Annotated in this window: 13 protein-coding genes, 1 tRNA gene and 1 pseudogene; 9 read left to right on the plus strand and 6 right to left on the minus strand. The window is 67.0% G+C overall.

Annotated features, from left to right (window positions below; all coding sequences use genetic code 11):
* Positions 1 to 76 precede the first annotated feature (76 nt).
* The 9 genes and pseudogenes from N2652_03445 (at position 77) to N2652_03485 (ending at position 6,890) form a co-directional block, all read left to right on the plus strand.
* Positions 77 to 1,168 (plus strand): histone deacetylase, encoded by a 1,092-nt coding sequence (locus N2652_03445; GenBank protein MCX7818254.1) that lies wholly within the window; start codon positions 77 to 79, stop codon positions 1,166 to 1,168.
* Positions 1,169 to 1,269: 101 nt separating this feature from the next.
* Positions 1,270 to 1,346 (plus strand) — tRNA-Arg (locus tag N2652_03450).
* 117 nt (positions 1,347 to 1,463) lie between these two features.
* A complete protein-coding gene (locus tag N2652_03455) occupies positions 1,464 to 2,144 on the plus strand; it encodes a YdcF family protein (GenBank protein ID MCX7818255.1) in 681 nt (226 codons plus the stop codon).
* A gap of 23 nt (positions 2,145 to 2,167) precedes the next feature.
* The gene (locus N2652_03460; GenBank protein MCX7818256.1) at positions 2,168 to 3,694 is read left to right on the plus strand and encodes a sulfatase-like hydrolase/transferase; all 1,527 of its coding nucleotides are present in this window, start codon (positions 2,168 to 2,170) and stop codon (positions 3,692 to 3,694) included.
* Positions 3,695 to 3,995: 301 nt separating this feature from the next.
* Positions 3,996 to 4,367: pseudogene (locus N2652_03465) on the plus strand (sulfatase-like hydrolase/transferase).
* On the plus strand, positions 4,288 to 4,821 hold the full coding sequence (locus tag N2652_03470) for a sulfatase-like hydrolase/transferase (GenBank protein ID MCX7818257.1): 534 nt from the start codon (positions 4,288 to 4,290) through the stop codon (positions 4,819 to 4,821). The pseudogene N2652_03465 and the gene N2652_03470 overlap by 80 nt, the downstream one beginning before the upstream one ends.
* Positions 4,822 to 4,851: 30 nt before the next feature.
* A complete protein-coding gene (locus tag N2652_03475) occupies positions 4,852 to 5,076 on the plus strand; it encodes a hypothetical protein (GenBank protein ID MCX7818258.1) in 225 nt (74 codons plus the stop codon).
* A 145-nt stretch (positions 5,077 to 5,221) separates the two neighbouring features.
* A complete protein-coding gene (locus N2652_03480; protein ID MCX7818259.1) occupies positions 5,222 to 6,427 on the plus strand; it encodes a class I SAM-dependent rRNA methyltransferase in 1,206 nt (401 codons plus the stop codon).
* A 4-nt stretch (positions 6,428 to 6,431) separates the two neighbouring features.
* Complete coding sequence (locus N2652_03485) at positions 6,432 to 6,890, plus strand: DUF721 domain-containing protein (protein ID MCX7818260.1); 459 nt, start codon at positions 6,432 to 6,434, stop codon at positions 6,888 to 6,890.
* Between the two features lie 25 nt (positions 6,891 to 6,915).
* Here the strand turns inward: N2652_03485 and N2652_03490 are convergent, their stop codons facing one another.
* From N2652_03490 to N2652_03515, 6 genes are all read right to left on the minus strand, one after another.
* Positions 6,916 to 10,002, minus strand: a complete 3,087-nt coding sequence (locus N2652_03490) for a PAS domain S-box protein (protein MCX7818261.1) — start codon at positions 10,000 to 10,002, stop codon at positions 6,916 to 6,918.
* A 328-nt stretch (positions 10,003 to 10,330) separates the two neighbouring features.
* Positions 10,331 to 11,128 (minus strand): SHD1 domain-containing protein, encoded by a 798-nt coding sequence (locus N2652_03495; GenBank protein ID MCX7818262.1) that lies wholly within the window; start codon positions 11,126 to 11,128, stop codon positions 10,331 to 10,333.
* A gap of 11 nt (positions 11,129 to 11,139) precedes the next feature.
* Positions 11,140 to 11,517: an aspartate 1-decarboxylase gene (locus N2652_03500; GenBank protein ID MCX7818263.1), complete on the minus strand. Its 378-nt coding sequence runs from the start codon at positions 11,515 to 11,517 to the stop codon at positions 11,140 to 11,142.
* Positions 11,518 to 11,572: 55 nt separating this feature from the next.
* Positions 11,573 to 11,845, minus strand: a complete 273-nt coding sequence (locus N2652_03505; GenBank protein ID MCX7818264.1) for a hypothetical protein — start codon at positions 11,843 to 11,845, stop codon at positions 11,573 to 11,575.
* An 8-nt stretch (positions 11,846 to 11,853) separates the two neighbouring features.
* The gene (locus N2652_03510; GenBank protein ID MCX7818265.1) at positions 11,854 to 12,171 is read right to left on the minus strand and encodes a non-heme iron oxygenase ferredoxin subunit; all 318 of its coding nucleotides are present in this window, start codon (positions 12,169 to 12,171) and stop codon (positions 11,854 to 11,856) included.
* An 828-nt stretch (positions 12,172 to 12,999) separates the two neighbouring features.
* Positions 13,000 to 14,466 (minus strand): Gfo/Idh/MocA family oxidoreductase, encoded by a 1,467-nt coding sequence (locus N2652_03515; protein ID MCX7818266.1) that lies wholly within the window; start codon positions 14,464 to 14,466, stop codon positions 13,000 to 13,002.
* Between the last annotated feature and the right edge of the window lie 33 nt (positions 14,467 to 14,499).

Here is a 14,499-nt window from a genome sequence, read left to right on the forward strand (position 1 = left end):
TCTGTACGGAATGGTGGCGCGGAAGGCTCGACGGGTGGGGTGTGGCGACGGCGCGTGGACGCCGCGGCTGCGGCGGATGAGCAGGCGCGACGGGTTGCGCTGCGCGAGGGTGCTGGGGTTGGTGGCAATGGTGGCAGAGGCGTGCGCGGGTGAGCCCTCCGGGTCGGCCGCGATGCCCGGCAGAGAAGAGGAACAGTCCCGCACCGGTTATTACCAACACCGCGCCTGTCTGGACCACGCGACGGGCCCGTGGCATCCGGAGCAGCCGGAGCGCCTCCGTGCGATCGAAGCGGCGCTGAAGAGGGAACGACTCTGGTTGCGGTTGCGGCACATGTCGCCGGCGCCGGCGACGATCGAGACGCTGCGCTTGGTCCATGATGCCGACTATGTCGAGCAGGTGCGGCGGGAGATCTTGGCGGGCCGGGCGGAGCTGAGCACCGGTGATACGCCCATTAGCCGTGGTAGCTGGGAGGCGGCGACGCATGCCGCCGGCGCGGTGTGCGACGCGGTGGATGCGGTGCTGGATCGGCGGCTGCGCAACGCGTTCTGTGCGGTCCGGCCGCCCGGACATCACGCCACCCCGAATCGTGGGATGGGTTTTTGCATCTTCAACAATGTCGCCATCGGGGCGCGACATGCCCTTCTGCGCCGGGGTCTGCGGCGGGTGCTGATCGTCGATTGGGACGTACACCACGGGAAGGGACCGCAGGCCGCCTTTTGGGAGGATCCCGCTGTGTTGAAGTTTCATCGTCACCGGCGGGGCATCTATCCCGGTACTGGCTGGCCTTCGGAACGGGGGGAAGGACCGGCCCGCGGGCGCGTGATCAACTGCCCAGTTCCTGCGGGCAGCGGTGTTGCGGAATTCGAGCGGGCGATCGCGGAGCAGCTGCTGCCCGCCGCCCGGTCGTTCCGTCCGGAGCTGATTCTGGTGTCCGCGGGCTATGACGCACACCGGAATGACCCGTTGGGGGGGCTGGCGCTGACCACAGCAGATTTTGCTCAGCTGACGCGACGGGTTCTGGACCTCGCCGACGAGTGCTGCGACGGCCGGGTCGTGATGGTGCTAGAGGGAGGTTACAATTTCCACGCGCTGGGGGATTCCGTCGCGGCGACGATCCGGGAGATGATCGAGCGGTCTTCCATGCCACGTCCCGACCGACCGGACTGATCCGACACAGTCGGACGGTGAGCGGTCAGAATTCCGCGCTGTTCCGCCGGCTGCAGTCGGGTTGACCCGGCGTCTCGGCGCGCGATACTGTGCGCAACGGCGCACCCGTAGCGCAACTGGACAGAGCATCAGACTTCGGATCTGAGGGTTGCAGGTTCGAATCCTGCCGGGTGCGCCAGGCCGCCGTTTGCGTGGATGAGAACCTTCACCTCCCCGCTTGGCGAATGGGGGCACCGCGGTCGAAGCATCGAGAAGAGCGCATCGGCGCAACCCTCACGGTCCGAGAGAGCCCGGCATGAAGTGGTTTCGACGGCGGACGATGTGGTGGCCGACCTGGCGCGTTTGGCTGTTGGTGATGGTGGCAATGGTCGGGATGGGACACCTGGCGGCGCCCGCGCTGTACGACCTGCTCTCGCCGCGGGACGATGGTAAGGCGGATGTTCTCGTGATTGAGGGCTGGATTCCTGATTTTGCGGTGCCCGAGGTCCTCAGGCGGATCGAGAGCAATCCGGACGCGCGGGTGGTGACGACGGGTGGGCCCGTCGAACATGGGGGTTACCTGCAGGAGTGGCGCACCTATGCGGAGGCGGCACGTGCGACGTTGCTGGCGGCGGGCGCCCCGAGCGGACGCGTGGTCGCGGTCCCTGCACCGGCCTGCCGAACGGATCGAACCTTTGCCTCCGCGTTGGCGTTGAAGCGGTATCTGGAGGAGAGCGGCGTCGGAGGGGGGCGGGTCAGCGTGGTGACGCTCAGTGTGCACGCGCGACGCAGCCGCGCGTTGTTTCAGAGGGCTCTCGGCGGGGCGTTTCAGGTGGGCAGCGAGCCCTACGAAAGCCCGCAGTTCGGCCGGAGGGACTGGTGGAGGAGCAGCGAAGGGGTGCGATGGGTGTTGAGTGAAACGATCGCGGCGGTCCATGCGTGGCTGTGCCCGCCCCGTCCGCCGCTGGCGATGGACGAAATGACGGCGGGGCGGTGAGACGCGAGCGGAAAGTGCGGCCCGTGAGGTTCACCTCGTGGATCGCTTTCGCGCTGGCGGCGGGCGCAGGGCTCGCGGCTCCGGTTCAGCGACCGAACTTCCTGCTGATTGTGGTCGACGATCAGTCCCCGTTTGATTTTCGGTTCTACGATACGGCCTCGCGGTTGCGCGCCCCCGCGATCGAGCGGCTGGCCGCAGAGGGGGTGGTGTTCGAGACGGCCGTGCACATGGGCTCATTCTCCGCTGCGGTGTGCACTCCCTCGCGGTACATGATCATGACCGGCCGCTCGCTCTGGCACCTACCGATCAGCCCGACCCCGATCCCGCGGTGTCCGTCGGGGATCGAAACGAACACGATGGCGGCTGTGTTTCGCCGGGCCGGCTATGTGACGATGCACACCTCCAAGGTCGGCAACAGCTACAAAGGTGCGAACCGGCAGTTTGAAGTTCGTCGCGACGCGACGAAGCGGGGGCCGGGCGAAGAGGACGGCAGCGCGTGGCACGCGAACCAGGTGCTGGCTTTCCTTCGGGAGTGGGGCACGGCGGGCGATGCTCGGCCGTTCTTCATCCATTTGGGATTTTCTCATCCGCACGACCCGCGTGATGCCCCGCAGGTACTGCTGCGACGCTACGGCGCGGTCAATGTGAAGAATCCGGCGGAGGTGTCGGAGGCCAGTGCGGCGACACCACCACTGCCGCTGAACTGGCTTCCGCGACATCCCTTCCCGCATGGTCACGAGGACGTCCGTGACGAGGTCGCAGTACCGGGCGTGGGCACCGACCGTTCGCCGCGCGTGATCCGCAACGAGCTCGGCCGTCAGTACGCATGCGTCGAAAACATCGACCGCCAAATCGCGCGGGTTCGGGAACGGTTGGAACAGATGGGCGAATGGACTCGCACCTATGTGATCTACACCGCGGACAATGGCATTTCGATCGGTCGGCACGGGCTGATGGGCAAACAAACGTTGTATGAGCACGCGTGGCGGGTCCCCTTCGTTGTTCGCGGACCCGGTGTGCCGGCGGGCGTGCGAGTGCGGGGAAACATTTATCTCAGCGATGTGCTTCCAACCCTGTGCGACCTGGCCGGCATTCCGCCGCCGCCGACGGTAGAGGGACAGAGCTTTCGCGCCGTGCTCGAGGGGCGCAGGGCGGCGTTGCGCGAGGTGCTTTACGGCGCATACTGCGGCGGGGCGAAACCCGGAATCCGCTGTGTGCGCGAGGGCGACTGGAAGCTCATTGCGTATCACAACGGCACGGCGACCGGCCGCCGCGTGCAACTGTTCAACCTTCGCGACAACCCCTGGGAACTGCTGCCGGAACACCGAGCGCCGGAGGTTGTCGCCGCACTCGGCCGCTGTCCGGCGGCGGCTGAGACGGATCTCGCCGGTGACCCGCGTTTCGCTTCGCAGCTTGCGCGAATGCAGGCGCTGTTGCTATCGGAGATGCGCCGGCTCGACGACCCGTGGCGGCTGTGGTTTGAGCCAAACGAGGGGCGGGTAGCTCCCACCGACAAGGCCAGGCCGGATGGCCCTCCAAGTACGCTGTGAGCGTAGAAGGTTGTCGCCATGCTGCATGTGGACTGGCTGTGATGGCGTCTGATGGGTGGCCCTGCGCCCCTCTGGGGCCGCACCAGCAGCGGCCGGAGGGATGGCCGGGGCTGTGCCGGCGACTGGCGCACGAGATGGTGTTGTCGCGGAACCGCAGTGTGGGAAATGAGGCCCGGTGGGTGCGCGGGGTGGGTTCCTGCGGCGCGGCCCAGACTTGACCGCGGACAGGACCGTAGCTGATCCTCGGACGAAGAGTGACCCCCACTGACACGGAGGCAGAGCTGGGGGGGCGTTGGCAGCGATGGCCGCCTCGCTCGCGAGCGCGGCAGTCCAGCCGAACATCGTTCTGATCGTGGCTGACGATCTGGGGGTGGAGTGTATCGGCGTGTACGGTGGTGAGTCGTACCAGACACTGAGCCTCGACCGCCTCGCGGCCGAGGAGGTTTGGTTCGAGCATTTTCATGTGATGCCGCTATGCACCCTGACGCGCGTGGAGCTGATGACCGGACTGTACAACATCCGCAACTCCGTGCAGTTTGGCCGGCTTCTCAACGGCGCGCAGACCTTTGTTCACGTGTTTCGGGACGCGGGATATGCGACCGCAGTGTTCGGCAAGTGGCAGCTGGGTTCCGAACCGGATCTTCCCCGACGTGCCGGCTTTGAGGAAGCGGTGCTCTGGCAGCACACCCGAAGGCCGCCCGGATACGCGAACCCGGGCCTCGAAATCAACGGTGTCGAGACCAACTTCCGGGGGCGCTTATGGCCGTGCGCTGGTCCACGACTTTGCGATTTCGTTCCTGCGGAGCCACCGAGACCGGCCATTCCTGCTCTCCTATCCGATGACGCTCGTTCACTCGCCGTTTCAGCCCCCTCCCAACATCGGCGATTCGAATCCCGATGCCCGTGGGGAGGGCAACAATAATCCTTGTTACTTTGCCGACATGGTCGCATACATGGACCGGCTCGTGGGCGGGCTCGATGCGGAGCTTGCCGCGCTGGGGCTCCGCCTGCCGACCATCTGTGAGGTGGCCGGCATTCCGGTGCCGAGCGGTCTCGACGGCGTCAGTCTGCTTCCCCAGGTTAGCCGCGAGACGGGCCGCCCGCGGGAATGGCTTTACGCGTGGTAGTCGCCCCGCCAAAACGCCCGCGAACATTCGGTGGTCGAGTTTGCCTGGGACCAGCGATGGAAGCTCTATCGGGACGGTCGCATCTTTGAGATCGCGGTAGATCTGGACGAACGCCGACCGGTTGACCCCGCCGCCGTGCCGGCTGACGGCCGGCCCGCGTCCCAGAAGCTGACGGCGGCGCTGGCGCAATTTGAGGGAGCTCGTGCATCGGAACTCGATGCGCTTCCCAGCGCCCCGCGTGAGTCGTCTGGCTGATTCCCGGGCGAGGGGTCGGATCCATGCTGCCAGAGGACTCGCGCTGAACCTCCGCCGCAGTTCGGCTCCGCGGCCAACGTTGTCGGAGCTGCCCCTCCGGTGCGGGCGGTCACATTCGACGGCCGGCTCTGCTATTCTCCTTCTCATGCCGCTTGCCACCGTGAACGTCCGGCTCGCGCCTGGTCGTGACACCAGTGTGCGCAACCGACATCCCTGGCTTTTTTCCGGCGCGATCGCGTCGGTGGAGGGCGGCGATGGCTCGATGATTGCGCAGGCAGAAGTGTTCGACGCAGATGGCCGGTGGCTTGCGCGGGGGGTGTTTCATGCGGAGGCAGAGCTGGCGGTTCGCCTCTACACGTGGAATCCCGACGAGGCGATCGGGCCCGAGATGGTGGCGCGGCGGATTCAGGCCGCCTGCAATCGCCGCGCCGCCGTGCTCGGCGTGATGCCGGATCCCGACACCGACGCGTTCCGCCTGGTTCATTCGGAGGCGGATGGTCTGTCGGGGCTGGTCGTGGACCGGTACGCGAACCGTCTCTCGGTGCGGGTGGGGGCGGCCGCGATCGAAGCGTGGCTCGATGGCGTGCTGGACGCTCTCTCGGAAATCACCGGCATTCGGGATGTGGTGGTGCGCGCCGATGCGGACGGAGCCGCGCGAGAGCGGTTGGACGCCGCCGCCATTGCGGCGCGCACTCGCGGGCCGGAGACTGCGGAGTTCCGAGAAAGCGGTGCGGTGTTCACCGCGGATCTCGCCGGCGGACAAAAGACCGGTTTTTTCTTGGATCAGCGCGAGAATCGGCGACGAGTCGCGAAATGGGCACGGGGGCGCCGGCTGCTCAGTGCGTACTGTTACAGCGGTGCGTTCGAGGTGATCGCGGCCCGGGCGGGTGCGACCTCAATCGTGGGGATCGACACCTCGGAGGCGGCGCTGGCGGCGGCCCAGCGGCACCATCAGCTCAACCGCACGACCGTACCCGTCGAATATCTGCGCGCAGACGTGCCCTCCGCGTTGCGGCGCTTCCGCGATGAAGGGCGGTCGTTTGATCTGATCGTGCTCGACCCGCCGAAGTTTGCGGTTCATCGCGGGCAGGTCGAGCGAGCGTTGCGCGCCTATAAGGACATCAACCTGCTGGCGATCAAACTGCTGGCTCCGGGCGGCGTGTTGGCCACGTTCTCCTGTTCAGGGCTTGTTGGGGCCGATTTGTTTGCGGACATGCTGCGGTGGGCGGCGGCAGATTCGGGGCGGGACCTGCGCCTTGTGGAGCGGCTGGGTCAACCGTTTGACCATCCGGTGCTGGCCACCTGCCCGGAAACGGGCTATCTGATCGGAGCGATCGGGATGGTGGAGTAGGCCGATGACCGGGCGGCGTGAGGTCTACGGCGCAGAACGCGGTGGGGATGACCGGCTCAGCGAGCAGGTGCGGATTCGTCCCAGCAGTGGTGCCCGCCGGCCGCCACCGCCGCTGCGATCAGCGCAGCCCATCGGCAAGATCGTCGAACAAGTGGTCCTTGACATTGCTCAGCGATTGCCGCGCGAGAGCGCTGAAGGGGATGTTCGCTGCCGGTTGTTGCGCGAATGGCCGCAGCTGGTCGGTTCGCGGCTGGCGGGCCTTTTGCGGCCGGGACCATCCTCCGCGGCGACGCCCGCGACGCTCGTCGTCTGGGCGCGCAATCCGGTGGCGATGTCCGAGGCGGCGCGTCAGCTGCGGGACCTCGCCGAGCGAATCCGCAGTCGGTTGCCGGACGCGCCCTGGAGGCGGGTCCAGTTTCGTCTCGAGCCAACCGATCTGACGGAACCGGAGGAGGGGCAGTAGCGGGCTCGTGCTGCCGGCGCGGCGCTCAGTGAGCCGGCGCCGGCGGTGGCTGCGCCGGACCCTCGAGCAACTCGCTGATCTTCTGTTCGAGCTCGTCCGCACCAAACGGTTTTTGCAGCAGCACTGGTGGGGGGCCGGCCAGTCCCAGGCTGGGCAGCGCTTCGGGCGTATAACCGGACATGAACAGGCACTTGACGCCGGGATGGCGGGCCGAGATGTGTTCCGCGAGCTCGCGGCCGTCCATATGCGGCATCATCAGGTCCGCAATCAGCAGGTCTAGCGGCTCGCGCATCTCCTCTGCGCAGCGAATCGCGTCGCGTGGGTCGGTGGTGCCGAACACCTGGTGGCCAAGACGCTCGAGCATGCGGCGGACCAACGACAGCAGATCCGGCTGGTCTTCACACACGAGGATCCGCGCTGTGCGGCGAGGGGTCGTTGCGCCGCCGGGTGCCGCAGCGGCGGGCGCGGACTCCCCGGCCGCCTCGCCCTCGACGCACCGCGGAAGATAGATCTCGATGCGCGTGCCGCGTCCGGGTCCGCTGTCCAGGTCGATGAAGCCGCCGCTCTGATGAACGATACCATGCACGGTACTGAGGCCGAGCCCGCTACCGCGTCCCGGTTCCTTCGTGGTGAAAAATGGCTCGAAGGCGCGGGCCTTGACCTCGGCGGTCATCCCGCAGCCGGTGTCACTGAAGGTGAGGCGCACGTAGTCGCCGGGCGTCCAGCCGGGGCGCCGGGCGCAGGCGACCTCGTCGAGTCTGACGTTCATCGTTTCGATCGTGACGGTACCGGTGCCGGAAATCGCGTCCCGCGCGTTGGACATGAGGTTCAGCAGCACCTCGTCCAACTGGTTTGGGTCAATGCGTACCGACCAGAGGGGATCGCCGGGGCGCCAAAGAATTTGGATCCGGTCACCTCCCAGGCCATGGAGCAGCGGCAAACAGCGCGCGATCCCGTCATTGAGGGACAGCGCGACCACCGCGCGGCTCTGGCGGCGCGCGAAACCGAGCAGCTGCCGTGCGAGCGCGGCGCCGTGTTCGGCGGCGGTGCGGATGGCCTGCAGCGGTGCCGCAAGCGGATGACGTTCATCCAGCTGTTGCAGCGCCAGCTCAGTTTCGCCGAGGACCACGCCCAACACGTTGTTGAAGTCGTGCGCGAGGCCACCAGCCATCTGGCCGACCAGCTCCAGCCGCCGCGATTGTTCCAGTTCCGCCTCCATTTGCAGCTCCGCGGTGACGTCCCGCTTCACCGCGACGTAATGCACAATGCGGCCGGCCTCATCCATCACGGGGCTGATCGTCGCCTCCTCGGTGTACAGACGGCCATCGCGGCGCCGGTTCACGAACCGTCCGTGCCACACCCGGCCGGCGGTGATGGTCGTCCACAGTTCGCGATAAAAGGCGTCGCTGTGATGACCGCTCTTCAGCAGCTGCGGCGTCCGGCCGAGCACCTCCTCGCGTGAATATCCGGTGATTCTTTCGAACGCGGGGTTCACGTACAGGATGCGGGCGGCGGTGTCCGTGATCACGATCGCCTCCGCCGCCTGTTCAATGGCGGCTTCGAGGCGTCGGCGTTCCTGTTCTGCGGCGCGCGTGGCGGTCACATCACGCAGCATGAGATGAATGGCTGGTCGGTCACCCAGCCGAAACGGTGCGATGCGCGCCTCCACGATGCGCAGAAGGTCCCCGCGGGTGGCCAGCGCAAGCTCAGCGGCGGGGATCACCGTCCCGCGATCGCGGGCGAGGGATGCGGCCTCCGCAAATGCGGTGCGGCTCTCCGCCGCGAACAGCTCGGCGGTTGGCCGGCCGATCATTTCGTCTTCATTCACCGCTCCGAAGAGCTCGCGCGCCGCCTCGTTCAACATCGCGATTCGGCCGTCGATGTCCACCAGCAACGGTGCGGGCGAGAACCGAAACAGGTTCCGGTAGCGATCTTCGCTTTCCCGTGAGGCCGCTTCCGCCTGGTAGCGGTCGGTCACGTCCGTGTGCATGATCAGCACGCAGCCCGGCCCCGCGGCGGGACAGCGCGCGAAACGGCTGTACACTCGCCGCACCCCACTGGCCGCCGACCAGTCGTGCTCCAGTCCAAACTCGGAACGCTCGCCGGAGGAGATCTCTCGCAGCACCGTTGCGATAGTGGCCCGGTACTCCGGTCCTGGCCCACCGGCGTAGCGCGCAACGGCGAGGTAGTCGGCACCCGCGCCGCAGGAGGCCGGATCGGCGCCCGATTCCCGGACGCGCGCGTTCCACGACTCGTTCACGGTGACAATGCGTCCGTGGGCATCCACCAGGCAGATACTGCTGGCCAGCGCATCGAGCACCGCCGCGGCGAACTGCCGCGCGCGCCAAGACTCTTCTTCGCCGCGAATGCGTTCGGAGATGTCGCGAGTGACCGAGATGACGGCGTCGGGGCCAAAGGGTGCCACGGAGGTCTCGAGCCACACCTGTCGGCCTTCCCTCTCGCGGGAATATTGAATGAAGACCTCCCGACCCGCTCGCAGCGCTGCGTCGATCGCCCGCAGGAGGCGATCGGCGGTCTCCGCTGGATAGACCTCCCGCACGCTCCGCCCGAGCAGGTCAGCCGGCGATCGCGGCAGCAGGTCGGTGCGGCCGGGAACTACGTACCGGTGGATGCCGTCCCGGTCGAGCACGACGACGGCATCCCGCAGAGCTTTGCAGATCGCTTCGAGCGTGACGCGTGCCTCGTGAGCGTCGGTGACGTCGCGCACGAGCCCCTCGATCGCAACGAGGCGGCCCTCCGCATCGTGGATGGGGACCACGAAGTGTTCGGTCCACAACACGCGGCCGTCCTTGCGTATCCACCGCAGCAGCAGGGGCTGGTGCGGGATGGTGGAATCGACGATCAGCCGCTCGAGGAGATCGCGATCGGCCGGGTGAACGATTTTTCGCCCGAGGTCGGGGTCCGCGTAGTGCTCAGCTACCGTGTAGCCGGTCAGGCGCTCCGCCGCCGCGCTGACGAACGTGAACCTTCGCAGGGGGAAAAATTCATAACGGTAAAGCAAATCCGGCAACCGGTCCGCGAGACGCTCCAACGCGCCCCGCGGATCCCGAGCATTACTTTCGGCTGGACTGCGCTGCGGATCCGGCGTCATTTATGCTCCGACACTGCGGCACTTCCCCCCCAGCGCCCAGCCGCACTGCCCGCACCGCCTTCGTGCAGGCACCCACGGATTCCAACACCCAGCCCAGCGCATTGTAGAAGCGGACGCATGCGACGCAAGCCGGATGGAGAAAAAGGGCGCGGAGACGTGACGCCCACCATTCTTCGGACGCTGCGAAACGGTGACGATTGCGCGTCACCGATTTTTGCGGCGAAACGGCTCGGTTTGCTGCTGCAATCGTTCGCAAGATCTGCGACGTTTTCTGCGCCCGCGATGAGTCGGACGAACCGCCGGTCTACACCCGCGGAACAGCAGGCGCTCAGTTTCGAGTGGGGGGCCGGGCTTGGATGGTCTCCGTCAAACCGAGCCGGTTGTCCTTCAGCTCGGTCCAGATGACCAGCGTGTATTTTCCCGGTTTGGGAAGCTCGCCGATGTAGCCCTTGCCGGGCTCCGGCTCAAGCGTGCTCAGGCGCTCCTTGCGGCGGAACACGACCGCACCGGTTTCATCGGCCACGTAAAACTCCGCGGTTCCGTCCTCGCGTTTCCGATCGCTCGTGCCATCCTTCTTCTTCCGCACACGAACCAGCTCGCAGGTAATCGTCAGCGGAATCGGATCGCCTTCTTTCCAGTCGGGATCTTTTTCGCCCAACCGGTGTTTCACCGACGCGCCCCCCAAAAACTCGTACTGATCGCCTGTCCGTTCGTCGGTGAACTGTCGTTTGAGAGCGGCGATTTCGGACTCCGGCAGCGGGGCCAACCTGGAGTCCTTGGATTCCTTCCTTGCACTGGCCGGACCGGTGAGCACCGCCGGGGTGGAGGAGGGCACCGGCACGGTACGGCTGGTGCGCGGCTCCCGACCATGGCGGGGAGGCGGCGTGGCGGGGGGCGTGGCCGGTCGGGCGGTCTGTTCGCGCACGAACTGCTGGTCTTCGGGGCTCAGTTGAGAGAGCGGAATCATCATCCGGCGGCCGTCGGCACCCTCCAGAATGACGACTGTGCCCTGCAGCGCCTTGAACTCCGCTTCGACGGTGCTACCACTCACGCTGGTCCACGTGCGGCCCGAAGCCATCCCGGCCGCGATCAGCAGCGCTCCGACAACCCACGGACGCGCATTCATGATCTGCCTCCTCATGCGTTCCGCCGCCGCCGCGGCGCGCTGCGGGCAGGTCGGTTGCCCGCGGCGATCCGGACGATGGTGGGGCGGAATGTGCCGAGATCCTTTTCGTCCACCACGGCAAAAGTCGCGACGATGAGCGGATCGCCCGGCACTCCCAGCCGGGCGGCGGCGCCGTTCAACATTACCGTGCCGGAACCGGCCGGCGCCGGGATTGCGTACGTGATCCACCGGTGGCCGTTGGCGACGTTGTAAACGTGGACCTGTTCGCCGGGCGCGATGTTCGCGGCTCGCAACAGCGATTCGTCCAGCGCAAGGCTGCCCTCGTAGTCCAGGTCCACCGCGGTGACCACGACACGGTGAATCTTTGATTTCAGCATGATCCGCTGCATGAGTGAACACTTGGGCGAAATCCACCGATCAGTGTCGATCCGACCAGCCCGCAAGTCAATCTGTGGGCGGCGGCCCCTCCGCCGCCCGTCGCCATGCGCGGGTACGGAGCACATCCTCCCAGGAGGCGGCTCGCCGCCGGTAACGGTCTTCCACCTTCCGCAGCAGAAACTCCCATTGCTCCGCCGTCGGCTGCATCTGCCGCGTCCATCGCTCGTCCCCGTCGCGGCGAAACTGCCACGAAATCGAGCGGGTGCCATGAAACACCACGCGGATGCGGACGCGCACACCCTCCGCATTCCGTTCCACCCATTCCACCGGTCGGCGCATCGCGTCCTTCAGACCCGTACCCAAATCCGGCCGTTCTCCACTCGCGTCTCGTACACCTCGAGCGGCCGGGTCGCGGGCGGTGAGAGGTTTGTCCCACTGCGCAGGTCGAAGCGGGCGCCATGCAGCGGGCACTCGATCTCATGGCCGGAGACCGTTCCGCCCGCCATCGGCGCATATTCGTGCGTGCAGATTGCGGACACTGCGTGGATGCGGTCGCCGACCTTCACCAGCAAGATTTGTTCACCGCCCGCAACGACCACTTTGCGGTCGGTCTCCGCGAAGTCAGATTCCGAGGCAACGTCATACCAAGAACGAAAGAATCCCATGCTCCACCTCCGTCAACCGGCTCGGCCCGGCCTCCGTGGCCGGCCGCTCATCGCGAACTCAAACGCGCGGGGCACCTCACGTGCGTATCATAGCGGGTGGCGCACGGGATGTCCGCACCGCGTGGGCGCCGGGCGCAAGATTTCACGGCGGGCATACTCCGCCGGTACCGGAGGGGCGCCAGGGAAGCCGGGGTGGAGCCTGACGGCTCACCGTCGCTGGTCCAGAGTGGGGTTCAAGCGTCGCCGGGCACGTGGTGCGGCGGCGGGCGAACAGAGGGGCTCGACGAGTAGCGCGGGGCGCTCGTGCCGAGGGCGATCACGCTGCCCGCGGTCCTTCGTGCGAGCAAAGACTCCGGGGGCGGATGAGCGGACGGCCGATCCTGCAAGCATTGGACGGCTCCGGCCCGCATGGGTCCAGGACCTGTCAGCGGTCCAGGAGTCGCCGGTATTGAGTGCGGCGTGTGGTGCCGGCGCTCGCAGGCTACGGCCAATGATGCCGACCGCGTGAGTCCACCGGCGATGCCGCCTGTTTCACAACGTCTTCCCGAGGGCTTCAGGCGGCGACCGCCGATCGCTATTGTGTCGCGCCTCTCACGCAGAGCGGCGAACACCCGCTGCGCGCCTCACTCGACGGCCGGATGACGATGCCACGACCTCGTCGTCCGCCCGTGGGAGTGCTGAATCGGCGCACGCGCCGGCGACCCCCCGCCGCTCCTCTTCTCGCGGAGTCCAGGTGGGTACGCTGGGCACCGGTGGGGGCCCAGGGGTGTGGAGGGAGCGGAAGCTGCGAAGCGGGCGGAACACGGAACCTGCGCCGTCGACGCGGTATCAGACGCGCTCCGGTACCACGTAAGGCGGGCGATACTCGCGCGACAGGTAGCGATTGGCGCGCCGGCCGGACCAGAAGCCGCGGAACTGCTCGCGGCGCACGTCGTACTCGAGCATCGGGCCGAGCACGACGCGGTCCTTTTTCAGGTCCACGCCGTTCGCGCGCAGGTGTTCCGCGAAGCGATCGAACGCGTCCTCCCCGCCCGGCAATGTGCGAATCTCCTCGCGGACCTCGTCCGGCTCGAGCTCACGGCCAAGCCGGTAAGAGATGTTGGCGAGGTGGGGCAGCACGCTGGACAGGTGACCACACTCGATGGGAGCCGTCAGGTGGCGCGGATCACGCGTGCGGACCGCCTCAATGAAATGCTCGATATGCCGGTCGGTGCCGACCGCGGGGAACTGCTGCAGCCGTTTGCCCTGCCGGTCGTAGGTCCATCCGCCGCCCTGGCCGCCGGCGTAATACCCGCCTTCGCACTCGATCACAATGCCGATCCGAACGCCCCGATAGTGGTCCATCGTTTCGAGGCCGGTTTTCATTGGCAGTCCACGTACCTCAAAGATCACCGGCGCCACGTCGAAGTCATAGAAGGCGATCTGGGTGTTGGGGGTGGTCGCGTCGTCATCGTAGACGTACCGGCCGCCGATGCAGATCACGCGGCGGGGACCGGCCGGATTGCCCAGCGCCCAGCGGCACATGTCCAGCTCGTGGATGCCCTGGTTGCCGATGTCGCCGTTGCCGGTTTCCCAGACCCAGTGCCAGTCGTAGTGGAGCCGCTGCCGCATCAGCGGGCCTTTCGGTGCGGGACCGCACCAGAGGTCGTAGTCCACCTCCGGCGGGATGGGCTGCGGACCGGAGACTTTGCCGATCGAGGGGCGCCGCTTGTAGCAGAAGCCGCGGACGAGCCGGATGCGGCCGAGATGTCCCTCCGCAATGTGGCGCAGTGCGGCGGCGAGCCCCTCGTTGGAGCGGTTCTGGGTGCCCGCCATAACGATGCGGTTGTATTTGCGGGCCGCTTCCACCAGCCGACGGCCCTCCCAGATGTTGTGCGAGACCGGCTTTTCGACGTACACGTCCTTGCCGGCCTGGCAGGCCCAGATCGCGGCGAGCGCGTGCCAGTGGTTGGGCGTGGCGATACAGACCGCGTCCACCTCGGGCGATTCGTACAGCTTGCGCAGGTCGGTGAAGGTGAGAAGCTCCTCGCCGCGCTTCTGCGCCTCCGCGCGCTCTCGCTCCAACAGCGAGCGGTCAGGGTCGCAGACCGCGACCACGCGCACTCCGGGCACTTTGCGGAAGTCGGCGACATGCGCGTGCCCTTTGCCATGGACGCCGAGCACCGCGACGCGGACGGCCGCATTCGCGCCCGATACCTGCGCCCACACGCGCGCGGGCAGCGACACAAAGGCGGCCGCGCCGGCCGCACGGCGGAGAAAGGCGCGTCGTGAACACGTCCCAAAGGTGGCGACCATGGCTCGTTCTCCCTGGCGTCGATGTCGCAGCAT

This window comes from Kiritimatiellia bacterium (genome assembly GCA_026417735.1).
GTDB lineage: Bacteria > Verrucomicrobiota > Kiritimatiellia > PWTM01 > PWTM01 > CAACVY01.